The sequence below is a fragment of the Burkholderia plantarii genome (genome assembly GCF_001411805.1).
Lineage (GTDB): Bacteria > Pseudomonadota > Gammaproteobacteria > Burkholderiales > Burkholderiaceae > Burkholderia > Burkholderia plantarii.
In genome coordinates, this window is record NZ_CP007212.1 from 637,448 (window position 1) to 661,753 (window position 24,306).

Consider the following 24,306-nt stretch of genomic DNA (forward strand, 5'->3'; position numbering starts at 1 on the left):
CACCAATAGCCAGGAAAACGGGGAAGAAGAGGCCGCCTACAGCAGACCGTGCTGCTGCAGCTTCTTGCGCAGCGTATTGCGATTGATGCCCAGGTACTCGGCGGCCAGCGACTGGTTGCCGCCCGCCTGTTCGAGCACCACCTCGAGCATCGGCTTCTCGACACAGGACATCACCATGTCGTAGACGTCGTGCGGATTGGAGCCGTCGAGATCCCGGAAATAACCGTCCAGGCTGTCGCGGACACATTGTTCGATGTTGTGCTTGCTCATGCTGCTATTGAATAGGGTCGGATATACCGTCTTCGTCGCCGACATAGACGAGATGGTCGGACAGCGCGCGTTGCGCGTCGAAATACTCGTTGACGGCGGCAAGCTGTTCGCGTGTGGTATCGAGCGTGTTCATCCGGTGACGGAACGCGTTGGCGCCGGAAAGGCCGCGAGTGTACCAGCCGATGTGCTTGCGTGCAGTACGTACACCGGTAAATTCCCCGTAGAAGGCATAGTGATCCTCGAGGTGCTCGTTGAGCAGCTGCTGGATCTCGTCGACGCTCGGCGCCGGCAGCGTCGTGCCGGTTTGCAGGAAATGATCGATTTCACGGAACAGCCATGGGCGGCCTTGCGCGGCGCGACCGATCATCAGCGCGTCGGCGCCGGTGAAGTCGAGCACGGCCTTCGCCTTGGCGGGCGAGGTGATGTCGCCGTTGGCCACCACCGGGATCTTCACGGCCGCCTTCACGGCCGCGATCGTCTCGTATTCGGCGTCGCCGCGATAGAGGTCGGCGCGCGTGCGGCCGTGGACGGTCAGCATCGCGATGCCGGCCTGCTCGGCCAGGCGCGCGATGGTCAGCGCGTTGCGGTGCTCGCGGTCCCAGCCGGTGCGGATCTTCAGCGTGACGGGCACCGCGTCGGGGCCGGTGCCCACCGCCGCCACCACGGCCGAGACGATCCGCACCACCAGCGGCTCGTTCTGCAGCAGCGCCGAGCCGGCCGCCACGTTGCAGACCTTCTTGGCCGGGCAACCCATGTTGATGTCGATGATCTGCGCGCCGTTCGCCACGTTGTAGCGCGCGGCCTCGGCCATCATCGCCGGATCGGCGCCGGCGATCTGCACCGCGATCGGCTCGACCTCGCCGGCGTGGTTGGCGCGGCGCATGGTCTTCTCGCTTTTCCACAGCTGCGCGTTCGAGGCGACCATCTCGGACACCGCGTAACCCGCGCCGAGCCGCTTGCAGAGCTGGCGGAACGGACGGTCCGTGACGCCGGCCATGGGGGCGACGAACAGGTTGTTGCGCAGGATATGGGGGCCGATAACGGGCATCGCAATGGCAGCGCCCGCGTGGAGCGCGGGCATCGGTCGGGACGTGGGAAACGCGCATTTTACCGTAAGCGCCGCACCCGACGGGCATTGCGAATTGTCGAACAGCGTCAAATCGTCGAGAAGCTTGCGTGACGATTCGATGGCGGCAGGCCCGGCGGGGCGCCGCAAATGCCGCGGACGCGGCCCCTCGCGGTGGCGGGAGACGGGCGGCGCGCGGCAGGGGCCGATGCCGTTTGCCGGTTGTCTCACCGGCGGCCCGCCAGCCGCTTGCGCGTGTCGCGACCGCCGCGGCGCAAGCGCGAGGCGCGCCGGGGGCCGGATGCGGCGCCGCTCAGCCGCGCTGGCCGAACATCATCTGGCGCGCGATCGCCGTCTTCAGCGGCGGCACGAATTCGAGCGCGCTCAGCGCCGCGCCGCGCAGCGCCGCGAGTGGGCGCGAGTCGATCGTGAACAGGCGCGCGAGCGCATCGGTCGTGCCGATGGTGAGGCGCCGGTCGAGCGCGCGGCGCGCGTTGAAGGCGGCCAGCGCGAGCGGTGCCGCGCCGTGTTCGGAGAGCGTGTCGGCCAGCGTGTGCGCGTCGCGCAGCCCGAGGTTCAGGCCCTGGCCCGCCACCGGGTGCAGGGTCTGCGCCGCGTTGCCGACCGTCGCGACGCGGCCCTCGACGAGCGTCGGCGCGGCTACCAGCCCGAGCGGGAACGAGGCGCGGCCGGCGATGCGCGTGAAGCGCCCCATGCGCTCGCCGAACGCGTCGCCGAGTTCGCGCAGGAACGCCTCGTCGGGCAGCGCCGCGCGGCGCGCGGCCTCGTCGGGCGCGCAGCACCAGACCAGCGCGTAGTCGGCCTGCCCCGCGCCGCCAAGCGGCAGCAGCGCGAGCGGGCCTTCGGGCGTGAAGCGCTCCCAGGCCGTGCGCGGACGCGGCGCGGCGGCGCTGACGGTGCCGACGATCGCGGTCTGCCGGTAGTCGCGGCGGCGGCGCCCGTCGAGCGCATCGTCCTGCGCGCCGGCCTGGAACAACCCGCCCTCCGCGTTGACGAGCGCGCGCACGCGCAGCTCGCGTGCGCCGTCCGGCGTGTCGAGCGTCACGCTCACGCCGTCGGCGTCCTGGCGCGGCGCGTGCGCCTGGGTCGAGGTCAGCCAGCGCACCGGCGTGCCGCGCACGGCGCGCGCGAGCACGTCGACCAGCGAGCCGTAGCGCGCGACGTAGCCGAGCGCGGTGACGCCGTGTTCGTCGCGGTCGATCAGCGTGCGGCCGAAGTGGCCGCGCTGCGAGACGTGGATGTGTTCGATCGGCGTCGCGTCGGCGGGCCAGCCAAGCGTTTCGAGCAGCACGCGGCTGCCGTGCGAGACGGCGATCGCGCGCGGGTCGCCGGCGCTCGCCGACGGCTCGCGCGCATCGACCAGCACCACCGACAGCGCGCGCGTCGCGCTGCGGCGCGCGAGCCAGCCGGCCAGCGCGAGCCCGACCGGGCCGGCGCCGATGATCGCGAGGTCCGCGTCGAACGGCGCGGCGGCGGGCGGAAGCGGGCAGGAAGTCGTCATCGGGCGAAGGCGGTGGGGCGGGTTCGGGGGCAGGGGCGCGTGCCGGTCACGGCCGCGCGGGCGACACGGCACCCGAGGCGCCGCGCGCGTCGCGCATCAGCGCCTCGATCTCGCCGGCGTCCACCGGCACGTCGCGCGTGATCAGCTCGCAGCCCGTGGCGGTGACGAACGCGTCGTCCTCGATGCGGATGCCGATGTCGTGGAACTCGGCCGGCACGTCGTCGGCCGCGCGCACGTAGAGGCCCGGCTCGATCGTCAGCGCCATGCCCTCGCGCAGCGCGCGCCACGGCAGCGCGCCCTGTGCGTCGCGCGCGGCGGCGCGCTCGCGGTAGTCGCCGCAGTCGTGGACGTCCATGCCGAGCCAGTGGCCGGTGCGGTGCATGTAGAAGCGCGCGTAGGCGCGCTCGGCGATCACGTCGTCGACGCTCGCGAAGCGCGACTTCGGCACGATGCCGGTGTCGAGTAGCCCTTGCGCGAGCACGCGCACGGCGGCCTCGTGCGGTGCCTCGAACGCCGCGCCGGGCCGCGTCGCGGCGGCGGCCGCCGCCTGCGCGGCGAGCACGATGTCGTAGAGCGCGCGCTGCGGGCCGGAGAAGCGGCCGTTGGCCGGGAACGTGCGCGTGATGTCGGACGCGTAGCCCTCCAGCTCGCAGGCCGCGTCGATCAGGATCAGGTCGCCGTCGCGGGCCACCGCGTTGCCGGCCGGGTAGTGCAGCACGCAGGCGTTCGCGCCGGCCGCGACGATCGATCCGTAGGCGGGACCAGCCGCGCCGTGGCGGCGGAATTCGTAGAGCAGTTCGGCTTCGATCTCGTACTCGCGGATGCCGGGGTGCGTCGCCGCCATCGCGCGCCGGTGCGCGCTCGCGGAGATCACGGCGGCGCGGCGCATGATCGCCTGCTCGTGGGCGTCCTTCACGATGCGCATCTCGTCGAGCAGCGGCGTGAGATCGTGCGCGGCGGCCGGCGCGGCGACGCCGGCCCGACTCTTCGCGCGCACCGTCTCGAGCCAGCCCGCGAGCCGGCGCTCGAACTCGGCCGACGCGCCGAAGCGGTAGTGGACCGCGCCGGCGTCGGCGAGCAGCTTCGGTAGCTCGGTGTCGAGCGCGTCGTTGGCGAACGCGGCGTCGAAGCCGAAGCTGTCGCGCGCGCCGTCCGGCCCGTAATGAAAGCCTTCCCAGATCTCGCGCTCGGGATGCTTCGCACGGCAGAACAGGATCGATTGCGGCGCGCCGTCGGCGGCGTTCGCGTCGAGCACGAGCAGCGCGTCGGGCTCGCTGAAGCCGGTCAGGTAATAGAAGTAGCTGTCGTGCCGGTACGGGTAATCGGCGTCGCGGTTGCGCAGCGCCTGCGGTGCGGTGGGGACGATCGCGACGCCGCCGCCCGTCGCGCGCAGCGCGGCGAGCGCGCGCACACGGCGCTGGCGGTAGACGTCGGGGACGAGGGCGGTTTCGGTCGGCGCGTTCATGGGGCGATTGTAGCGCGGTGGCGGGCGCGGCGCGTTTCGGCATGAGGCACGGGGGGCGGTGCCGGGTGGCGGCCCGGACGGCAGCCCGGACGGGAGCCGCGAGTCCGGGGAGGCGCCGGGAAGCCAGGCGAATCCGGGCGCGCCGGCGCGTGTCCGGGCCATGTCCGGATCGCGTCGGGATCGCGTCGGGATCGTATCGCGACCGTATCGCGCCCGCCTCGAAATCGCGCCAGGATCGCCCCGGAAGCATGTCGGAACGGCCCCCCGCGCGAGCCCCCCGCGCCACCCATCCGCGCTGTTGCAAACGATCCACAGGGCGCCCGGCGGACTTGCCAGCGCGCCGCGCCCCCCGGTTATGATCGCCGACGACGTATACTCCCGGGCGGTGTTTTCAATTTAGGCAGGATGATGAAGCTAATCGGTTCACTCAGCAGCCCGTATGTGCGCAAGGCGCGCGTCGTGCTAGCCGAAAAGAAGATCGACTACAAGCTGGAGCTCGAGAACGTGTGGGGGGCGGACACCGCGATTCACGCCGCGAATCCGCTCGGCAAGGTGCCGTGCCTCGTGATGGAAGACGGCGCGGCGGTGTTCGATTCGCGCGTGATCTGCGAATACGTCGACACGCTGTCGCCGGTCGGCAAGCTGATTCCCGGCTCGGGCCGCGAGCGTCTGGAGGTGCGGTGCTGGGAGGCGCTCGGCGACGGCGTGCTCGACGCCGCGGAGGCGATTCGCGTCGAGCACGCGCAGCGCACGCCGGAGCAGCGCAGCGACGCCTGGATCGCGCGCCAGCAGCGCAAGATCGACGACGCGCTGGTGGCCATGTCGCAAGGCCTCGGCGGCAAGCCATGGTGCGTCGGCACGCACTACACGCTGGCCGACATCGCGCTTGGCTGCGCGCTCGGCTACCTCGACTTCGGGATGCCCGAACTCGCCTGGCGCGAGCGCCATCCGAACCTCGACAAGCACTACGCGAAGCTGCTGCAGCGGCCGTCGTTCGCCGACACGCCGATGCAGGACGACTGAGCCGTCGAGTCGGCCGCGCCCCGCCCCGCGCCGCCGGCGCCGATGAAAAACGCCCCGTCGAGACGGGGCGTTTTTTTCATGCGAGGCGGCTACCGCGCCGCGCTCATTCGTAGGCCGCGTAGGCGGCGTCGCCGATCGAGAACGTGTCGCTGCGCGAGGCCGGCCACCAGGTGTCGTAGAGCGTCAGGCCGAGCTTCTCGCCGGTCAGCAGCGCGCCCGGCTTCACGTACTTCAGCAGCTGCGACATCAGCCGGACCTCGTGCGGCGCGACGCGCTGCACGATGTGGTGCGCGCGCAGGTCGGCCGGATGGGCGAGGCCGGCGGCCTGCACCAGTTCCTGCAGCGCGTGCAGCGTGTTGCGATGGAAGTTGTAGACGCGCTCGGACTTGTCCGGCACCACCAGCGCGCGCTGGCGTACCTCGTCCTGGGTCGCGACGCCGGTCGGGCAGCGGCCGGTGTGACAGGTCTGCGCCTGGATGCAGCCGACCGCGAACATGAAGCCGCGCGCCGAGTTCACCCAGTCCGCGCCGATCGCGAGCGTGCGCGCCACGTCGAACGCGGTGATGATCTTGCCGCTCGCGCCGAGCTTGATGCGCTCGCGCAGGCCGATCCCGACCAGCGTGTTGTGGACCAGCAGCAGCCCTTCCTGCAGCGGCACGCCGACGTGGTCGGTGAATTCGAGCGGCGCCGCGCCGGTGCCGCCCTCGGCGCCGTCCACCACGATGAAGTCGGGCAGGATGCCGGTCTCGAGCATCGCCTTGGCGATGCCGAAGAACTCCCACGGATGGCCGATGCAGAGCTTGAAGCCGGTGGGCTTGCCGCCCGACAGCGTGCGCAGCCGCTCGACGAATTCGAGCAGGCCGCGCGGCGTCGAGAACTCCGAGTGCGAGGCGGGCGAGATGCAGTCCTTGCCCATCGGCACGCCGCGCGTCTCGGCGATCTCGGGCGTGATCTTGGCGGCCGGCAGCACGCCGCCGTGGCCCGGCTTGGCGCCCTGCGAGAGCTTCACCTCGATCATCTTCACCTGCGGCTCGGCGGCCTGCTTCGCGAACTTGTCGGGGTTGAACGTGCCGTCGTCGTTACGGCATCCGAAGTAGCCCGAGGCGATCTCCCAGATGATGTCGCCGCCGTGCTCGCGGTGGTACTTCGAGAGCGACCCCTCGCCGGTGTCGTGCGCGAAGCCGCCTTTCTTCGCGCCCAGGTTCAGCGAGCGGATCGCGTTGGCGGACAGCGAGCCGAAGCTCATCGCCGAGATGTTGAAGATCGAGATGTCGTAGGGCTGCGCGCGCGCCGCGCCGACGCGGATCCGGAAGTCGTGGTTGGCGAGCCGGGTCGGCGCGAGCGAGTGGCTGATCCATTCGTGCGCGACCGCCTTCACGTTCAGCTCGGTGCCGTAGGGCCGGTTGTCGGCCACGTTCTTCGCGCGCTGGTAGACCACGCTGCGCTGCGCGCGCGAGAACGGCTTCTCGTCGGTGTCGTCCTCGACGAAGTACTGGCGGATTTCCGGGCGGATGAACTCGAACATGAAGCGGAAGTGGCCCCAGAGCGGGTAGTTCCGCAGGATCGCGTGATGATCCTGGGTCAGGTCCCAGAGGCCGAGCGCGACGAACGCGGCCGGGATCAGCAGCCACGGCCAGGCGATCAGGTGGCCGTAGGCGAGGGCGGCGAGCAGCACGAGCACGAGCGTCGCGCACCACATCGCGAGATAACGTCTTGCAAACATGGGGTGTTTCCTTGTTCTTCGGTTGGCCGCCATGCCGCGGGGCGCGCCCTTGGGGGCGGCCCGCGCAACCTGCGGCGCGCGACGCCTGCCGCCGACGAGTCAGTGACAGTACACGGCGACAGATCGCGGCGACATATCGTCGCGCGCCGCAAGTCTAAACCGAGAATGTGTCAGCGCGCTTCGAAACGCGCGCCGCGGAAGGCCCGTTGAAAGCTTCGGAATCAGTTTGCAAGGCCGCTCGCGAGCGGTTCGGCGCGCGCGCAGTCGAGCGCCGAGGCGAGCACGGCGGCCGAGCCGGGCTGGCTGGTCGCGACCGTCTCGATGATGCCGCCGCCGAGGCAGATCTCGCCGTCGTAGAGCACGGCCGACTGGCCCGGCGTGACGGCCCATTGCGGCGTGTCGAAGGCGAGCGAGAAGCGCGGCTCGCCCGCCTCGCCGGCCTTCGCGCGCGCGAACGAGCAGGCCGAGTCGGCCTGCCGGTAGCGCGTTTTGGCGCCGCAGGCAAAGCCGTCGGCGGGCGGCTCGCCCGCCACCCAGCTGACGTTGCCGGCCACCAGCTGGTGCGACAGCAGCCACGGGTGGTCGTGGCCCTGCGCCACGTAAAGCGTGTTCGAGGCGATGTCCTTGCCGGCCACGAACCACGGCTCGCCGCTGCCGTCCTTGCTGCCGCCGAGGCCGATGCCCTTGCGCTGGCCGAAGGTATAGAACGCGAGGCCGATGTGCTCGCCCACGCGCCGGCCGTCGGGTGTCTTCATCGGGCCCGGTTGGGTCGGCAGGTAGCGGTTCAGGAAGTCGCGGAACGGCCGCTCGCCGATGAAGCAGATGCCGGTCGAATCCTTCTTCTTCGCGTTCGGCAGGCCGATCCGCTCGGCGATCTCGCGCACCTGCGTCTTCGGCATCTCGCCGAGCGGGAACAGCGTCTTCGAGAGCTGCGCCTGGTTCAGCCGATGCAGGAAATAGGATTGATCCTTGGTGTGGTCGAACGCCTTCAGCAGTTCGAAGCGTCCGTCGCGCTCGCGCACGCGCGCGTAGTGGCCGGTGGCGATGGTCCCGGCGCCGAGCGACATCGCGTGGTCGAGGAACGCCTTGAACTTGATCTCGGCGTTGCAGAGCACGTCGGGATTCGGCGTGCGGCCGGCCGAGTATTCGCGCAGGAACTCGGCGAACACGCGGTCCTTGTATTCGGCGGCGAAGTTGACGGCCTCGACGTCGATGCCGATCAGGTCGGCCACCGACACCACGTCGATCCAGTCCTGGCGCGTCGAGCAGTACTCGCCATCGTCGTCGTCTTCCCAGTTCTTCATGAACAGGCCGACCACGTCGTAACCCTGTTCCTTCAGCAGCCACGCGGTGACCGACGAATCGACACCGCCCGACATGCCGACCACGACACGTTGCTTCTTCATTTGCTGACAGCCTGATGTTCGGGCGTCGCGCGATAGGGCGCGACGGAATGCGTATGAATGAACGCCAGCGGCACGCGGCGGCCGGCGAGGTAATCGTCGATGCACTGCACCACGGCCGGCGTGCGGTGCCGCCCGGGCACCGCGCGCAGCTCGTCGGCCGTCATCCACAGCGTGCGGACGATGCCGTCGTCGAGCACGCGCCCGGCCTCCGGCTCGCCCGCGGTGCCGCAGAACGTGAAGCGCAGGTAGGTCGCGCCGCCCTTGCCCGGCCGTTCGAAGTGCGTCTGGTAGACGCCCACCAGCGCCTCGGGCGCGAACGGATGCGCGGTTTCCTCGAGCGTCTCGCGGATCACGGCTTCGACGAGCGTCTCGCCGGCCTCGAGATGCCCGGCCGGCTGGTTCAGGCGCAGGCCGGCCGACGTGTGTTCCTCGATCAGGAGGAAGCGCCCGTCGCGTTCGACGATCGCGGCCACCGTCACGTGCGGAGTCCAGAGTTCGGGTTTCATGACCGCGCATTTTACCGGTTGCGCGCGATCGTTGCCGAGGCGCGCGGGAGCGCGGCGCCGTCGTCCGGGCGAACCTTTTCGGGCGCGTCCCCAATTTATTTGGCCTCGCCTTGACCGATCCGGAACGGTTTGTCCACCGGGAAAGGGCCGGATGTCGGCGCGCGCGATGCTTTCGGGTACATTGGCGCGTGGAACACGCCGTTGCTTTCGGGCCGGTTGCCGCTTTCCGGCTCGCGATCGCAATCGATATCAATAACAGAGCGCAAGCTGGAGGGATCACGATGCTGATCGGAGTGCCCGCCGAGTCGCGGGCGAACGAGGCGCGCGTTGCCGCGACGCCCGAAACCATCAAGAAATACGTGGCGGCTGGTCATGCCGTGACGGTCGAACGCGGCGCCGGCGCCGCGGCCAGCTACCCCGACGAGGCCTATGCCGCGGCCGGCGCGACGCTCGGCGAGCGCGCCGCCGCGTTCGGCGCCGAGCTCGTGCTGAAGGTGCAGGCGCCGGACGCGGCCGAGCTGCCGCTGTTCGCGCGCGGCGCGGTGCTGGTCGGCATGCTGGAGCCATTCGACGCCGCGCAGGCCGCGCGGCTCGCGGCGGCCGGCCTGACCGGCTTCGCGCTCGAGGCGGCGCCGCGCACCACGCGCGCGCAGAGCCTCGACGTGCTGTCCTCGCAGGCCAACATCGCCGGCTACAAGGCGGTGCTGGTGGCCGCCTCGCTCTATCCGCGCTTCCTGCCGATGCTGATGACCGCCGCGGGCACCGTCAAGGCCGCCCGCGTGCTGGTGCTCGGCGCCGGCGTGGCGGGGCTGCAGGCGATCGCCACCGCCAAGCGGCTCGGCGCCGTGATCGAGGCGTCCGACGTGCGGCCGGCCGTGAAGGAGCAGATCGAATCGCTCGGCGCGAAGTTCGTCGACGTGCCGTTCGAGACCGACGAGGAGCGCGAGGCCGCGCAGGGCACCGGCGGCTACGCGCGGCCGATGCCGCCGTCGTGGCTCGCGCGCCAGGCCGCGCTCGTGCATGAACGCGCGAAGCAGGCCGACATCGTGATCACCACCGCGCTGATCCCGGGGCGCGCGGCGCCCACGCTGATCAGCGCCGAGACGGTGGCGGCCATGAAGCCGGGCGCGGTGCTGGTCGACCTGGCCGCCGGGCGCGGCGCCGAGGTGGACGGCGCCGGCCGGCGCGGCGGCAACTGCCCGCTCACGGTCGCCGACCAGGTGGTGGTGGCGCACGGCGTGACGATCGCCGGCCACACCAATCTCGCCGCCCAGGTGCCGGCCGATGCCTCGGCGCTCTACGCGCGCAATCTCGCCGACTTCCTGAAGCTGATCCTCGGCCCGGACGGCGCGCTGCGGATCGACCTGGCCGACGACATCGTCGCCGCGACGCTGCTCTGCCGCGACGGCGAAGTGCTGCGCAAATAACGGAGGAGACCATGGAAATCATCAATCACACCGTGATCAACGTGATCATCTTCGTGCTGGCCGTCTACGTCGGCTATCACGTGGTCTGGAACGTCACGCCGGCGCTGCACACGCCGCTGATGGCCGTCACCAACGCGATCTCGGCGATCGTGATCGTCGGCGCGATGCTGGCCGCGGCACTGACCGTCGGCGCGACCGGCAAGGTGTTCGGCACCATCGCGGTGGCGCTCGCGGCCGTCAACGTGTTCGGCGGCTTCCTCGTCACACGGCGCATGCTCGAGATGTTCCGCAGGAAGGAGCCGAAGCGCGGCGGCGCGGCGGGCAAGGAGGGCGCGCAATGAGCCTGAACCTCGTCACGCTGCTGTACCTGGTCGCCTCGGTCTGCTTCATCCAGGCGTTGAAGGGCCTGTCGAATCCGAAGAGCGCGCGGCGCGGCAACCTGTTCGGCATGGTCGGGATGGCGATCGCGATCCTCACCACGATCGCGCTGATCGCGAAGCAGGCCGCCTGGCTCGGCGCGAACCTGCCGCTCGGGCTCGCGCTGGTGCTCGGCGCGCTGGTGGTGGGCGGCGCGGTGGGCGCCTACGTGGCCGCGCGCGTCGAGATGACCAAGATGCCCGAGCTGGTGGCCGCGATGCACTCGCTGATCGGTCTCGCGGCGGTCTGCATCGCCTACGCGGTGGTGGCCGAGCCGGAGGCGTTCGGGCTGGTGCCGCAGGATGCCGTCGCCGCGAACTTCATCCCCTACGGCAACCGCATCGAGCTGTTCATCGGCACCTTCGTCGGCGCGATCACGTTCTCGGGCTCGGTGATCGCGTTCGGCAAGCTGTCGGGGAAGTACAAATTCCGGCTGTTCCAGGGCGCGCCGGTGGTCTATCCGGGCCAGCACCTGATCAACCTGATGCTCGCGCTCGGCATGCTCGGCTTCGGCGTGCTGTTCTTCCTGACCCAGGCGTGGTTGCCGTTCATCGTCATGACGGCGATCGCGTTCGCGCTCGGCGTGCTGATCATCATCCCGATCGGCGGCGCGGACATGCCGGTGGTGGTGTCGATGCTCAATTCGTACTCCGGATGGGCCGCGGCCGGGATCGGTTTCTCGCTGAACAATCCGATGCTGATCATCGCCGGCTCGCTGGTGGGCTCGTCGGGTGCGATCCTGTCGTACATCATGTGCCACGCGATGAACCGCTCGTTCTTCAACGTGATCCTGGGCGGCTTCGGCGGCGAGGCGGCCGCGGCCGGCGCGGGCGCGGCGAAGGAGCAGCGGCCGGTGAAGTCGGGCTCGGCCGACGACGCCGCGTTCATGCTCGGCAACGCCGAGACGGTGGTGATCGTGCCCGGCTACGGGCTCGCCGTGGCGCGCGCGCAGCACGCGCTGAAGGAGTTGACCGACAAGCTGGTCGCCAGGGGGATCGACGTGCGCTACGCGATCCATCCGGTGGCCGGGCGCATGCCGGGACACATGAACGTGCTGCTCGCCGAGGCCGAGGTGCCGTATGACCTCGTCTACGAGATGGACGACATCAACAACGAGTTCGGGCAGACCGACGTGGTGCTGGTGCTCGGCGCGAACGACGTGGTGAACCCGGCGGCGAAGAACGATCCGGCCTCGCCGATCGCCGGCATGCCGATCCTCGAGGCGTACAAGGCGCGCACCGTGATCGTCAACAAGCGCTCGATGGCCTCGGGCTACGCCGGGCTCGACAACGAGCTGTTCTACATGGACAAGACCATGATGGTGTTCGGCGACGCGAAGAAGGTGGTCGAAGACATGGTGAAGGCGGTCGAGTAGCGTCGTCGTCTGCTTCGTCCGCGGCGCGCGCGGGAGCTGCCCGCCCCGCGCGCCGCGCTCAGCATTTTCGGCGCTCCACGGTGCGCAGGAAATCGGCGAGCCGCCGCCCCGCGACGTCGGGGTAGACCTCGCAAACCACGATCTCGCGCATTCGCGCGATGTCGAAATTGCGGAACGCGCCGCGCAGTTCGCACCAGGCGGCCACCGTCCATTGACCACCCCAGTACGCCATGCCGAGCGGCCAGACGCGCCGCTCGCTCGGCGCATCCTGTTTGTCGCGATAGGAAAAGCGCACGACGCGCCGGCCGTCGATGGCCAGGTGCAGCGCGTCGACGGCCTCGTGGAACGCCGCGGCCACGTGCATCGACGGCGCGAACAGGGGCAGCCGGTCGAGCGCGACGCGCTTGTCGGCCGGCATCGCCGAGGCGATCTTGGCGAGCGCCGAGCGCGCCCCGCCCGCCAGCGTCGCCCCGCCCCACGATTCGATCATGCGCGCGCCGGCCGCCAGCGCCGCCAGTTCCTCGCTGGTGAACGTCAGCGGCGGCAGGTGCGCGGCGCGGTTCAGCCGATAGCCGATCCCCGCCTCGCCCTCGATCGGCACGCCCGACAGCTGCAGGTCGCGCACGTCGCGATAGACCGTGCGCGGCGATACCGACAGCCATTCGGCCAGCTGCTGCGCGGTGGTCAGGCGCCGCCCGCGCAGCAGCTCGGCGATCTGGAACAGGCGGTCGGCGCGGCGGGTCATCGGTCGGTCGGGGCGGGAGCGTGGAAGGCCGTGGGGGACGGTGTCGCGATGATACGCCGTGGCGCCGCGGGCGGGCCGGCGTTCAGCGGCCCGGCGCGTGCAGGCCGACGCGGTTGCCTTCGGTATCGTGTACGAAGCCGACGTAGCCGATCTCGCGCGGCAGCTCGATGACGGGGCCGTCCACCGCGCCGCCCGCGCGCCGTGCGCGTTCGAGCGCGGCCGTCACGGAGGTGCCCGCGCTCAGGTAGATCAGCGCGCCGGCCGCGGCTGGCCTGCTGCCGTGCGGGTCCTGCACGAGGCCGCCGTCGCTGCTGCTGGCGCCGTCGGCGGCGCTGAAGATCGCCATCGGCACGCCGCCCGAGATCTCGCGGCGCAGCGTGGTGTCGAGCATCGATTCGTAGAAGCGCGTGGCGCGATCGAGGTCGATGACGGGAATGCTGAACCAGGCGAGCGTGCGCGGGGCGGCGGCGGTCGGGGTGGTGGTGGTCGAGGTCATCTGGGTCTCCTTGGCGGGTGGGATCGCATCGATCGGATGCGGCAGACGCAGTGTGGCGGGGGGCTGCTGACACCGTTCTGTCAGCAGCCGGCGGCGACCGCGATGATCGGCCCGATATCGGCCCGATATCGGCTCGATTCGGCGGGAGGACGGGGGCGTGGTGCCCTGCCGATTCAGTCAAGCAGGAAACGAAAAAGGCCGGAAAATTCCGGCCCTCGGGGCTGATGCGATGCCGCGCGAGACGGCTCGCGCGGGCGGTGCCTACGCGTCGTCGGTGCCCGCCGCGCCGCCGTCGCCGTCCGCCGGGCGCTGGCGCACGCTGCCCGCCACCACGTCGAAGCGGAATAGCCGGCATTCGAGCGCGCCGTTGAAGAGCGGCGTCTTGGCCGATTCGCGCAGGCGCAGCTGGCCGGGCAGCGAGCGGTCCGAGGTCAGCAGGAACGCCTGCCAGCCCGCGAAGCGCTGCTTCAGCGCGTTGCCGAGCGCGATGAAGAACTCGCTGTCGGGCGCGTCGACGTGGGTGCGGCGGAACGCGTCGTCGTTGCCGCGATTGCGGCCGGTCTCGCGCGCGTCGCCGCGCGGGCCGCGCCCGCGCACCTCGATGCGCTCGCCATACGGCGGGTTCGCCACGATCAGCCCCGGCGCGTCGGCGGGCGGCGCCATGAAGCGCGCGTCGACCTGCTTCAGCGAGATGCCCGGCACGCCCGCGCGTTCGAGGTTCGCGCGCGCCTTGTCGAGCATGTCGCCGGAGATGTCGCTGCCGTACACCGGCAGCGCGTCGCGCCTGCCGCGCGCGGCGCGCTTGGCGTCCATCGCGGCCACCTTCAGCGTCTGCCACGCGGTGATGTCGTATTGCTTGAGCTTCTCGAAGCCGAACCGGCGCTCCACGCCCGGCGCCACGTCGAGCGCGATCTGCGCGGCCTCGGCGAGGAACGTGCCGCTGCCGCACATCGGATCGTAGAGCGGCACGGCCGGGGTCCAGCCCGCCACGCGCAGGATGCCGGCCGCGAGGTTCTCGCGCAGCGGCGCCGCGCCCTTGTCGAGCCGCCAGCCGCGCTTGAACAGCGGCTCGCCGGAGGTGTCGAGGTAGAGCGTGCAATGCGTTGCGGTCAGGAACGCGAACACGCGCACGTCGGGCAGCGCGGTGTCGATGCTCGGGCGCGCGCCGGTCTTCTCGCGCAGCCGGTCGCAGATCGCGTCCTTCACGCGCAGCGTCGCGAACTCGAGGCTCTTGAGCGGCGACTTGATCGCGGTGATGTCGACGCGCAGCGTCTGGGTGGCGGCGAACCAGCGTTCCCACTGCTGTTCGAGCGCGAGCGCGTAGACGTCCTGCTCGCTGCGGTACGGGCGATCGGCGATCTTCAGCAGCACGCGGCTCGCGATGCGCGAATGCAGGTTGGCGGCCATGCCGGCCATCCAGCCGCCGCGGAAATGGACGCCGCCGGGCACCTGGGCGCCGGCCTCGAACGGCGCGCCGGCGGTGCGCCGCGCGCCGATCTCGGCCAGTTCGGCCGCGAGCGCGGCTTCGAGCCCACGCGGGCAGGGGGCGAAGAAATCGAATAGGGAGGAGGACATGGGGCGGGGCGGCGAGGCGTACAAAAGCCGTCATTGTACGCGGGCGGCGGCGCCGGACCGAGGCGCCGTGGCGTGGGTGCTGCTGCGCGGCTCGGGAACGCGGCGGGAGGCCGGGTGGGGGTGGCTGCGCGGGCGGGCTGAACGGGGGCGGTCGGGCGATTCGGGCATCGGGGCGGCCGGCGCCGGGAGCCGTCGCCGACCGGCGCTTCGTGCCTTGCCATGGCAGCGACGCGTGATGCCGGACGGGATCGCGCGCCGGGCCGGATTACGCACCGCCCACCATGCACCGCGCATGACGCAGCGCTTGGTCTCCAACGCCGAACGCCCAACGCCGAACGCCGAACGCCGAACGCCGAACGCCGAACGCCCAACGCCCAACGCCCAACGCCCAACGCCCAACGCCCAACGCCCAACGCCCAACGCCCGACATCCAGCGCTACCACCGCATCCGGACCGCCGCCAGCTCAATGCGGACGCGTCTTGCGCTCGCCGCGCCCGGCAAGCGGCCAGACCAGGCTCAGCGGGTTCGCGCGCACGGCGCGCCCGATCGCGGCCAGCAGTGCCCGCACCCGGGTCGGCCGCAAGCTGCGCGAGCGCACCGCCATCGTGAACGCGAGCGCGAAGCTGACGGCGACGTTGAGCACCGCCATCGACAGCACGCCGGCCACCGCCCACCACAGCTCGGCCGATTCGAGCGCGCCCTTGCCGAGCACGCCGAGGGCCACCCCGATCGAGCCCGCCGACAGCGTCACGTGGCGCACCTCGAAGCCGAACGCGAAGGCGCTGACGATCGCCGGCACCAGCCCGAGCATCATGCCGAGCCCGACGTTGCCGACCACCCCGGCCACGTTGCTTCGGCAGAAGCGGGCCAGCCGCGCCGCGCCCGCCACGCCGAGCGTGAGCCGCAGCCGGCGGTGCCAGGCGATCGCGTCGCCGACGCGGTGCAGCACGAACCAGTTGTCGGCCCAGCCCGCGATCAGGCTCGACGCCCACAGCAGCACGCCGGTCAGCGCCGCGTAGACGGGCGTCGGCCCGAGCAGCGAGAACGAGTGCAGCGTGGCGTGCGCCTTGGCGGGCGGGATCACGTCGGCGTGCAGCAGCGCGTGGCTGCCGAGCTGCACGGCCAGGCACACCGGCAGCACCACCAGCACGTTGCCGGTGACCGCGGCGGCCTGGGTGCGGATCAACGCGATCACCGAGGCCACGAACTCGCGCACGCCCTCCTCGCTGCCGGTGCCGTCGAGTTCGCGCGCGAGCGTCGGCGCGGTCATGGCCGGCTGCTTGGTGGCGAGCGTGAAGTGCAGGAAGTGCATCAGCGTGAAGCTTGCCGCGTAGTTGAGGCCGGCCAGGAAACCCTCGACCATCGCCTGCAGGTGGATCCCGGTGATCCAGAACTTCACGCAGACGGTGGCCACCGTGACGAGCCCGCCGCCGGCGGCCATCCGCAGCATCTTCAGGTAGTCGGCGCGGCCGCGCGTGATGTAGTGCTCGCCGGTGTCGGCGTTGGTCTCGACCAGCTTGCGCGCGAACAGCGAGGTGTTGCTGCGCACCAGGTGCGCGACGCTCTGGCTGCTCAGGTTCGCGTCGATCAGCTCGGCGGTCAGGCGCGCGAGGCCGCGGCGGTCGTCGCGGGCCATCCAGGCGTTGAGCAGCGATTCGGCGCGCTGGATCCGCATGCGCATGCGCTCGACCTGGAACACGATGTCGACCGACACGCCGTTGCGATAGAGATGCGCGGAGACGTCGTCGGCCGATTCGCGGCATTCGTCGAGCAGCACGCGCAGGTAGTTGACCTCGTGCAGCAGCCGGTCCGGCTCGCCGCCGTCGTCGACGGCCGCCTGCGCGGCTTCCACCGCCAGCATCGCGCGCATCAGGCGGTAGAAAGGCTGCGCGTCGATCGGGCGGTGCGCGTCGTCATCGGAGAGCCGGCTGCGCACCGTCTGCGACAGACCGGTCGAGCTGATCTGGCAGCTCAGGTTGTGCAGCGCGGCCAGCAGGTCGCGCGAGAACGAGCCCGGCTGGTGGCGCTCGGCCTCGCTGACGTCGTGGCCGAACAGCGCCTGCAGCCGTGCCAGCAGGTCGTCGGGCAGCGCCTCGATCCAGGCGCCGTCGCCGGGCGCCGGGAACATCAGCGTAAACAGCGCGGCCAGCTCGCGGCGGTTCGGCGCCGGCGGGATCAGCGATGCGTCGATGCGCTCGAACAGCGCGCCGAAGAAGCCCGAGTGGACCGGCATGCCGGCGTCGCAGAGCAGCGAGATGGCGTCGGTCTCGCGCAGCAGCGCGCGCAGGATCCGCGCGACATGGGTCTTCCAGGCCGGATTGCGGTCGAGCACGTGGAGCACGTAGCGCAGCCGCGCGTGGGCGGTGGCCGCGGGCGAACGCGGCGCGGTGGCGGCGGCGCCGTCGGCCGTGCCCGGCTGCACCGCGCCGTCGCGGCGCAGCCAGTGCGCGAGTTCGATCAGCCACTCGCTGCGCTCGGCGTAGGGCGCATCGGCGTCGGCGTTCGCGAGCAGCGCGTCGAGCTGGTGGCTGGCGCTGCGCGAGGCGCGCCATTTCTTCAGGAGGATCGGGAGGGATCGGAACATGGGCGGTCGAGGGTGGGCCACGAGGGGCGGCGCCGATCGGCGCCGCGGCGGCCGATGGGGCGCGCGGCGGACCGGGCCGGCGGCACGGGCGGATTGCCGGCGGGCCGCAAGGCGTCAAGCATCGTCAATCGATCGCGAAAACGCAAGGCGACCGGTGCTGCCGGCGCCGGTTCCGCACGCGATGAACAAGGATTGTCAAATCGAAGGGATGGGGCAACCGTGCGACCGGCTCGGCACGGCGGCCCGAGGCGAGGGCCGCGGGGGCGCGCGGGCGGCACCGAGCGGCTGCCGCCCCGGCCTTGCCGTGCCGTGGCCTGGTTCGCCGCTTGTATGTTTAAACCAGACCAGTACGGTAAAGTCTGACGGTAGCCAGACAAGACCGTGCAGTTTGTCCGCCGCTTGGGCGTTCGAGCCCGTGACTGAGTAAAGAGCGCACGGTCGCCGTGCTGGTCTTCCCGAAACCCGAACGGTTACGCGCCCCGGCACCGCCGAGTGCGCATGTACAAGCATGGGATCCGAAGATCATGTCTGCTCCTTCCTTCGTCACGGTTGGCATCGATGTGGCCAAAGCCCACGTCGATGTCGCCTTGCTGGGCGCCCGTCTGGACGCTCAACGCTTCAACAATGACGCCGACGGCCATACGGCGCTGGCCACGGCATTACAGCCATTGGGCATCGATCTGGTCGTCATGGAAGCGACCGGTGGCTATGAAGCCGAATTGGCCTGCGCTCTGCAAGGTGCTGGCTTGCCGGTGGCCGTCGTCAATCCCCGCCAGGCTCGTGACTTCGCGCGTGCCATGGGCAAGCTCGCCAAGACCGATTCCATCGACGCCCGCATGCTCGCCGAAATGGCCTCGGTGCTGGTGCGTCGTGAAGATCTGTCCCGCTTGCTGCGCCCCGTCTCCGACGAGCGCCAGCAGTGGCTTGCTGCTCTGCTGACGCGCAGGCGCCAGTTGATCACCATGCTCTTATCCGAGCGGCAGCGGCTGCAAATCACGCCCGAGCGTTTGCATCCCAGTTTGCAGGCCATCATCGCCGCCATTCAGGCCCAGCTCGACGACATCGATGCTCAAATGGTCGGCCACGTTCGCGAACACTTTGCTGAACTCGACCGATTGCTGCAATCGACTCGCGGCATCGGCCCGGTATCCAGTGCCTGCCTGATTGCTCAACTGCCGGAACTGGGCAAGCTCAATCGTCGCCAGATTGCGGCACTCGTGGGCGTTGCCCCTGTCGCTTGCGATTCGGGCTCGCGCCAAGGACGACGACGTGTGCAGGGCGGGCGCTTTGAAATTCGCCGCGTGCTGTACATGGCGACGCTCACTGCAACCCGCCACAACCCGGCTATCAAGGCCTTCCATCAACGTCTCAAAGCAGCCGGCAAACTGCCCAAGGTCGCGCTGGTTGCCTGCATGCGCAAGCTCCTGACCATGCTCAATGCCATGGTCAAATCCAACACCCCCTGGGACGATTCGCTTCATCTCGCTTGACTCGAGACACGGTTACTCAGTCCGCCGCTTGCGTCGCGCCGGTGTCGAGCGGGCAGCGCACCGCGGCCGGCGCCGCCGTACCGCTCTTGGCGGTCGTGCCGGCCGGCTGCGCGGCCATCGCGCGCACGCCGGCCGCGATCCGCCCGGCCAGCTCGCCGACGGCCTGGCGGTGGCCGGCCACCAGCGCGTCGTAACCGGCGCCCACCGGCTCGCTGAGCGTGCTGCGGCAGGTCATGACCGATTGCGTCGCGAGCGAGCGCACGCTCCACACCGCGTCGAGCGCGGCGCGCTTGCCGGGCCAAGACTCGAAGCGCTGCACGTCGACGCTGACGCGATAGACGGGCACGCCCGGCGGCACCGCCGCGTCGGCCACGTCGATCGTGTCGAGCCGGTGCGTGAGCGCCGCCGACAGCGCGTGGCGGATCTCGTCGGCGGGCGGCGAGGCCCAGCGGTGCTCCTCGAGCACGTCCACGCGCGCGGCGTCGCGCTGCACCACCAGCTGGGTCCTGGCGACCTGCTCGGGCACGTCGACGGCCGGCACCTGGATCAGGAATGCCGGAGTGGCCTGCATCGCGCGGCCGGCCGTCACCGTGGCCGCGTCCCCCGAGAGCGTGTAGAAGTGCGACGGCGGCGATGCACAGCCGGCCGCGAGCGCGACCACGGCAGCCGCCGCGGTGAGCGCTTTCAGGCCGCCTGACAGGCCGCTTGACGCGGCGCGGCGAACGGAACGGGGCGTGCGGTCGGTCATTTCTGGTCTCCGGCTTTGCCGCGCAGCAGCGATTCGGGATGCCGCTCGAGATAGTCGGCGAGATTGTTCAGCGTCTGCAGCGTGCGCGTCAGTTCCTTGAGCGCGCCGCGCACGTCGGACTGCAGCGGCGAATCCTGCTGCAGCGTGGCCTCGGCCGTCGTGAAGGTCTGCTTGGCGGCCGACAGCGTGTCGCGCGCCTGCGGCGCGACCTGCGTGTCGAGCTGCTGGAACAGCTGGTCGGCATGCTTGAGCGCGTCGTTGAGGTTGTTGCCGATCTGGTCGAACGGCACCTTGTCGAGCTTCTTGGCGATGTCGGCCACCTGCAGCTGCAACTCGTCGAGCGTGTTCGGCACGGTCGGCAGTTCGACCGGCTTGCGGCTCAGGTCGAGCTTGGCGGGCGGCGCCTTCGGGAAGAAGTCGACCGCCACGTAGAGCTGGCTCGTCAGCAGGTTGCCGGTGCGCAGCTGGCCGCGCAGGCCGTGCTCGACGAGGCGCCGCAGGATGTCCTGCTGCGCGGCCTCGCCCTGGCTCGCGACGAGTTCGCGGAAGCGCTTGCCGAGCCGCTCCGGATAGACGTTCATGGTGACCGGCATCAGGAAGTTCTTGTGCTGCGGGTCGTAGTCGATCCCGATGTTGGTGACGTTGCCGAGCACGATGCCGCGGAAGTCCACCGGCGCGCCCACCGACAGGCCGCGCAGCGACTGGTTGAAGTTCATCACCACCGCTACGGGCTGGCCGTCCGGGTCGCGCATCGCGTCGGCCTCGTCGGAGCCGAGCGGGAAGGTCGCGCCGTTCTTCACCGGGTTGCCGGCCGACTGGTCCGGCGGCGACTGGAACGCGAGGCCGCCGAGGATCACCGTGGCCAGCGACTGCGTGTTGAGCTTGAAGCCGCTCGAATCGAGCCGCAGGTCCACGCCGCTCGCCTGCCACCAGCGCGTGTTGGTGCCGACGTACTGGTCGTAGGGCGCGTTGACGAACACGTTGAACGTCACGCTCTTGCCGTCCTTGTCGAGCGAGAAGCCGACCACCTGGCCCACCTGCACGCGCCGGTAGTAGACCGGCGAGCCGATGTCCACCGAGCCGAGCGAATCGCCGTGCAGCACGTAGGAGGTGCCCTTCTCGTCGCCGGTGACGGGCGGCGGCGTCTCGAGCCCGGCGAAGTCGGTCTCGGTATCGGGCGAGCGGCCCGCGTCCACGCCGATGTAGGCGCCCGACAGCAGCGTGTTGAGCCCGGACACGCCGCTCACGCCGACGCGCGGACGCACCACCCAGAAGCGCGTGCCCTTCACCGCGAAGTCCTCGGCTTCCTTCTTCAGCTGCACGTTGACGAGCACGTGCGAGAGATCCTTCGAGAGCTTGATGGTCTTGACCGTGCCGATCTCGACGTCCTTGTACTTGACCTGGGTCTTGCCCGGCTCGAGCCCCTCGGCGCTGCGGAAGCTGATGGTGATCTCGGGGCCGCGGTCGAACACCGACTTCACGACCAGCCCGACGCCGATCAGCGCGGCCACCAGCGGCACCAGCCAGACCAGCGACGGCAGCCAGCCGGTGCGGCGCGTGACGACGGCCGACGGCAGTTCGGGGCGTTCGGGGGGAGCCGCATTCGGGTCGTGCTGCGGGCCTTGCGGACTATTCATGGTGTTTTCCAGAAGTAACGACGTGATCCCAGATCAGGCGCGGATCGAACTGCATCGACGCGAGCATCGTCAGGATCACCACGGAGCCGAACGCGAGCGCGCCGGGGCCGGCCGTGATCTCGGCCAGCGACCGGAAGTGGACCAGCGCGACGGTCAGCGTGACGACGAAGATGTCGAGCATCGACCAGCGGCCGATCCGCTCGACGATCCGGAACAGCTTGGTGCGCTGCACCGGCCGCCAGCTCGAGCGGCGCTGCGCGCTGATCACGAGGATCGTCAGCGCGCCGAGCTTGAGCATCGGCACCAGGATGCTGGCGACGAACACCACCACCGCGAGCGGCCAGTCGCCCGACACCCAGAAGTAGACGACGCCGCTCATGATGGTGTCTTCCTGCGCGCCGACGATCGAGGCGGTGCGCATGATCGGCAACAGGTTCGCGGGAATATACAGGATCGCGGCGGCCAGCAGCAGCGCCCAGGTGCGCATGATGCTGTCCGGCTTGCGCAGGTGCAGTGGCGTGCCGCAGCGCATGCACGGCTCGGGCGGATGCGCGTCGGGACGCGCGAGCTTCTGCACGTGGCCGCAGGCGTGGCAGCTCGCCAGGCCCTCGCGGGCGGCGGAGACGATCTTCATTGGCGTGGGGCTCCGGTGGCGGGCGCGGCGGGGCCGGCAGGGCCGGCGGACGGAGCGGACCGGATCGAGGCGGGCGCGGCGGCCGGGTGGCCGGCGCGGCCGGACGCACCGGGGGCGTCGGGAGCATCGCCATCCGGGGCGCCGTCGCGGTGCGCGCGCAGCGCATCGGCGACGTCCCATAGCGCGCGCGGGTCGAACATCACGACCACGGCCAGCATCAGCGTGAGCACGCCGAACGCGAACAGCGCGGCCTCCGGCACCACGCGCGCGAGGCTCACCATCTTGACGATGGTGACGAGGATGCCGAGCATGAACACCTCGATCATGCCCCACGGCCGCACCAGCTGGATCGCGCGCAGCACCGCGTTGAAGCCGGGCGGCACGTGGCCGGCGCGCAGCGAGAACAGCACGTAGAGCAGCGCGGCCATCTCGATCAGCGGGAACAGCAGCGTCGAGCAGAACACCATGATCGCGACGATCTGCATGCCCTGGTCCCACAGCGCGCCGAGCGCGCCGAGCAGGGTGGTCTGGACGTGGATGCCGTTGACGTCCATTTCGAGGATCGGAAAAGTCTGGGCGATCACGAACGTGATCAGCGCGGCCAGCGTGAGCGCGCAAAGCGGCTCGATGCGGGTCGAGCCGCTGCGATACAGCAGCGCATCGCAGCGCGGGCAGCGCGCGCTTTCCTTGCGGCTAAGCTGCGGTTTGTGCAACAGTGCGTCGCACTCATGACAGGCAATCAGATCGTTTCTTTCCATAGGGGACGACGGTTGCGCGCCATCACGGGGACGCTGGGGAGGGCGGGAACCCGCGCCAATCTTACCAAAACGCGATTTTTGCGGTGTCAACCCCGTTTTCGGGTCGGCCCGGGCGGGCCGTGCCGCCACTGCACGATCGGGCCGGATCCGGCGGCCCGGCCAGTTTTCAGCCTCCGCAACCACCGGAAGGTTGCGGTAGCATGGCGCCCTTGAATGTGTCGGATTCCTGACAGCCAGGGCCGGCGCCGCTCCCCGTTTTTCGAGGCAATCCAATGGCATCGTCCCTGTCGCTGAACCGGCCGGCCGCCTACACGCGCACCGCGATCGCGCTGCACTGGCTGATCGCGCTGCTGATCGTCTGCGGTTTCGCGCTCGGCTGGGTGATGACCGACATCCCCGGCTTCACGCCCACCAAGCTCAAATATTTCTCCTGGCACAAGTGGATCGGCGTGACGGTGTTCGCGCTGGCCGTGATCCGCGTGCTGTGGCGAGCAACTCACGTGCCGCCGCCGCTGCCGGCCGGCACCTCGCGGCTCGCCACGGGCGGCGCGCACGCCGTCCATGCGCTGCTCTACCTGCTGATGCTGGCGATCCCGATCACCGGCTATCTCTACAGCTCGGCCTCGAACATCCCGGTCGTCTATCTCGGCCTGATCCCGCTGCCGCGCCTGATCGATCCCGATCCGGCATTGAAGGAAACGCTGAAAACCCTGCACGTGACGCTGAACTACACGCTGCTCGTGCTGGTGTCGCTGCATGTGCTGGCCGCGCTGAAGCACCAGCTGTTCGACCGCGACGGCGTGCTCGCGCGCATGCTCCCGTTCCTCAAGTAAGAAAGGCTCGTCATGAAGATTGCATTGCATCGTTCCGTGCTCGCGGCCGTGGCCGCCGCCGCGCTCGCCGTCTCGGGCAGCGCGCTCGCGCAGGTGGACCTCGCCAAAAGCAGGGTGTCGGCCGTCTCGAAGCAGATGAACGTGCCGACCGAGGGCGTGTTCAAGAAGTTCAGCGCCGATGTGAAGTTCGATCCGGCGAAGGCCGCCCAGGGCAGCGCGCAGATCAGCATCGACATCGCCAGCTTCGATCTCGGCGACAAGATGTACAACGACCAGGTGGCCGGCAAGGAATGGTTCGACGCGAAGGGGTTCCCGCAGGCGACGTTCATTTCGTCGTCGATCGCGCCGGCGGGCGGCAACAAGTACAACGTGGCCGGCAAGCTGACCATCAAGGGCAAGACGGTGCCGGTCACCGTGCCCGTGACGGTCACCGACAGCGGCGCGACGCGCGTGTTCGACGGCGTGCTGCCGATCAAGCGCTCGACCTTCGAGATCGGCACCGGCGAGTGGAAGGACACCTCGGTCGTCGCCGACGAAGTCCAGATCAAGTTCCATCTCGTCGCCGCGAAGTGATCGCGGCCGGCGAATCGTATCCGGACGCCGCG

At 70.3% G+C, this 24,306-nt stretch carries 22 protein-coding genes; 7 read left to right on the forward strand and 15 right to left on the reverse strand.

The features are described 5' to 3' along the window. Positions 1-36: 36 nt before the first annotated feature. The 4 genes from bpln_RS02845 to bpln_RS02860 form a co-directional block, all read right to left on the reverse strand. Positions 37-270 (reverse strand): Fis family transcriptional regulator, encoded by a 234-nt coding sequence (locus bpln_RS02845; protein WP_042623876.1) that lies wholly within the window; start codon positions 268-270, stop codon positions 37-39. A gap of 4 nt (positions 271-274) precedes the next feature. Continuing rightward, entirely contained in the window at positions 275-1,318 is a 1,044-nt protein-coding gene (dusB, locus tag bpln_RS02850) for a tRNA dihydrouridine synthase DusB (protein ID WP_042626400.1), read from the reverse strand. Positions 1,319-1,649: 331 nt separating this feature from the next. Then, positions 1,650-2,858, reverse strand: coding sequence for a UbiH/UbiF/VisC/COQ6 family ubiquinone biosynthesis hydroxylase (locus bpln_RS02855; RefSeq protein WP_055138036.1), 1,209 nt, complete (start codon positions 2,856-2,858; stop codon positions 1,650-1,652). A 46-nt stretch (positions 2,859-2,904) separates the two neighbouring features. Then, on the reverse strand, positions 2,905-4,323 hold the full coding sequence (locus tag bpln_RS02860; protein ID WP_055138037.1) for an aminopeptidase P N-terminal domain-containing protein: 1,419 nt from the start codon (positions 4,321-4,323) through the stop codon (positions 2,905-2,907). 405 nt (positions 4,324-4,728) lie between these two features. On the opposite strand from bpln_RS02860, the gene bpln_RS02865 reads away from it, so the two are divergent. Next, entirely contained in the window at positions 4,729-5,346 is a 618-nt protein-coding gene (locus bpln_RS02865; RefSeq protein WP_042623879.1) for a glutathione S-transferase family protein, read from the forward strand. 103 nt (positions 5,347-5,449) lie between these two features. On the opposite strand, the gene bpln_RS02870 is transcribed toward bpln_RS02865, so the two are convergent. The 3 genes from bpln_RS02870 to bpln_RS02880 form a co-directional block, all read right to left on the reverse strand. Next, the gene (locus bpln_RS02870; RefSeq protein ID WP_042623880.1) at positions 5,450-7,069 is read right to left on the reverse strand and encodes an FMN-binding glutamate synthase family protein; all 1,620 of its coding nucleotides are present in this window, start codon (positions 7,067-7,069) and stop codon (positions 5,450-5,452) included. Positions 7,070-7,290: 221 nt separating this feature from the next. Next, positions 7,291-8,475, reverse strand: coding sequence for a tRNA 2-thiouridine(34) synthase MnmA (gene mnmA, locus bpln_RS02875; protein WP_042623881.1), 1,185 nt, complete (start codon positions 8,473-8,475; stop codon positions 7,291-7,293). Continuing rightward, complete coding sequence (locus bpln_RS02880; RefSeq protein ID WP_055138038.1) at positions 8,472-8,981, reverse strand: NUDIX hydrolase; 510 nt, start codon at positions 8,979-8,981, stop codon at positions 8,472-8,474. The genes mnmA and bpln_RS02880 overlap by 4 nt, the downstream gene beginning before the upstream one ends. A gap of 281 nt (positions 8,982-9,262) precedes the next feature. Here bpln_RS02880 and bpln_RS02885 point away from each other — a divergent pair, with 281 nt between their 5' ends. From bpln_RS02885 to bpln_RS02895, 3 genes are read left to right on the forward strand one after another with little or no spacing between them, the layout of a single operon-like run. After that, a complete protein-coding gene (locus bpln_RS02885) occupies positions 9,263-10,408 on the forward strand; it encodes a Re/Si-specific NAD(P)(+) transhydrogenase subunit alpha (protein ID WP_055138039.1) in 1,146 nt (381 codons plus the stop codon). 11 nt (positions 10,409-10,419) lie between these two features. Continuing rightward, a complete protein-coding gene (locus tag bpln_RS02890) occupies positions 10,420-10,749 on the forward strand; it encodes an NAD(P) transhydrogenase subunit alpha part 2 (protein ID WP_055138040.1) in 330 nt (109 codons plus the stop codon). Beyond that, positions 10,746-12,200 (forward strand): NAD(P)(+) transhydrogenase (Re/Si-specific) subunit beta, encoded by a 1,455-nt coding sequence (locus bpln_RS02895; protein ID WP_042623885.1) that lies wholly within the window; start codon positions 10,746-10,748, stop codon positions 12,198-12,200. The genes bpln_RS02890 and bpln_RS02895 overlap by 4 nt, the downstream gene beginning before the upstream one ends. Before the next feature lie 58 nt (positions 12,201-12,258). Here the strand turns inward: bpln_RS02895 and bpln_RS02900 are convergent, their stop codons facing one another. From bpln_RS02900 to bpln_RS02915, 4 genes are all read right to left on the reverse strand, one after another. Then, positions 12,259-12,945, reverse strand: a complete 687-nt coding sequence (locus bpln_RS02900) for a helix-turn-helix transcriptional regulator (RefSeq protein WP_055138041.1) — start codon at positions 12,943-12,945, stop codon at positions 12,259-12,261. An 82-nt stretch (positions 12,946-13,027) separates the two neighbouring features. Then, entirely contained in the window at positions 13,028-13,441 is a 414-nt protein-coding gene (locus tag bpln_RS02905) for a VOC family protein (protein ID WP_042623887.1), read from the reverse strand. Between the two features lie 261 nt (positions 13,442-13,702). Continuing rightward, entirely contained in the window at positions 13,703-15,016 is a 1,314-nt protein-coding gene (locus tag bpln_RS02910) for a THUMP domain-containing class I SAM-dependent RNA methyltransferase (RefSeq protein WP_055138042.1), read from the reverse strand. A gap of 464 nt (positions 15,017-15,480) precedes the next feature. Beyond that, on the reverse strand, positions 15,481-17,601 hold the full coding sequence (locus bpln_RS02915) for a site-specific recombinase (protein ID WP_042623889.1): 2,121 nt from the start codon (positions 17,599-17,601) through the stop codon (positions 15,481-15,483). 524 nt (positions 17,602-18,125) lie between these two features. Here bpln_RS02915 and bpln_RS02920 point away from each other — a divergent pair. Then, the gene (locus bpln_RS02920; RefSeq protein WP_042624403.1) at positions 18,126-19,091 is read left to right on the forward strand and encodes an IS110 family RNA-guided transposase; all 966 of its coding nucleotides are present in this window, start codon (positions 18,126-18,128) and stop codon (positions 19,089-19,091) included. A gap of 16 nt (positions 19,092-19,107) precedes the next feature. Here the strand turns inward: bpln_RS02920 and bpln_RS02925 are convergent, their stop codons facing one another. The 4 genes from bpln_RS02925 to bpln_RS02940 are packed head-to-tail and all read right to left on the reverse strand — an operon-like array spanning position 19,108 to position 22,868. Further along, entirely contained in the window at positions 19,108-19,839 is a 732-nt protein-coding gene (locus tag bpln_RS02925; protein WP_042623890.1) for a PqiC family protein, read from the reverse strand. Continuing rightward, entirely contained in the window at positions 19,836-21,476 is a 1,641-nt protein-coding gene (locus bpln_RS02930; protein WP_042623891.1) for a PqiB family protein, read from the reverse strand. Before bpln_RS02930 ends, bpln_RS02925 begins: the two co-directional genes overlap by 4 nt. Further along, positions 21,469-22,110, reverse strand: a complete 642-nt coding sequence (locus tag bpln_RS02935; protein WP_055138043.1) for a paraquat-inducible protein A — start codon at positions 22,108-22,110, stop codon at positions 21,469-21,471. Before bpln_RS02935 ends, bpln_RS02930 begins: the two co-directional genes overlap by 8 nt. Next, complete coding sequence (locus tag bpln_RS02940) at positions 22,107-22,868, reverse strand: paraquat-inducible protein A (RefSeq protein WP_082465174.1); 762 nt, start codon at positions 22,866-22,868, stop codon at positions 22,107-22,109. Before bpln_RS02940 ends, bpln_RS02935 begins: the two co-directional genes overlap by 4 nt. Positions 22,869-23,140: 272 nt before the next feature. Between bpln_RS02940 and bpln_RS02945 the strand changes: the two genes are divergently transcribed. Both bpln_RS02945 and bpln_RS02950 read left to right on the forward strand, forming a co-directional pair. Continuing rightward, complete coding sequence (locus bpln_RS02945; protein WP_042623893.1) at positions 23,141-23,701, forward strand: cytochrome b; 561 nt, start codon at positions 23,141-23,143, stop codon at positions 23,699-23,701. A gap of 12 nt (positions 23,702-23,713) precedes the next feature. Then, positions 23,714-24,274 (forward strand): YceI family protein, encoded by a 561-nt coding sequence (locus bpln_RS02950; RefSeq protein WP_042623894.1) that lies wholly within the window; start codon positions 23,714-23,716, stop codon positions 24,272-24,274. The last annotated feature ends 32 nt before the right edge of the window (positions 24,275-24,306 follow it).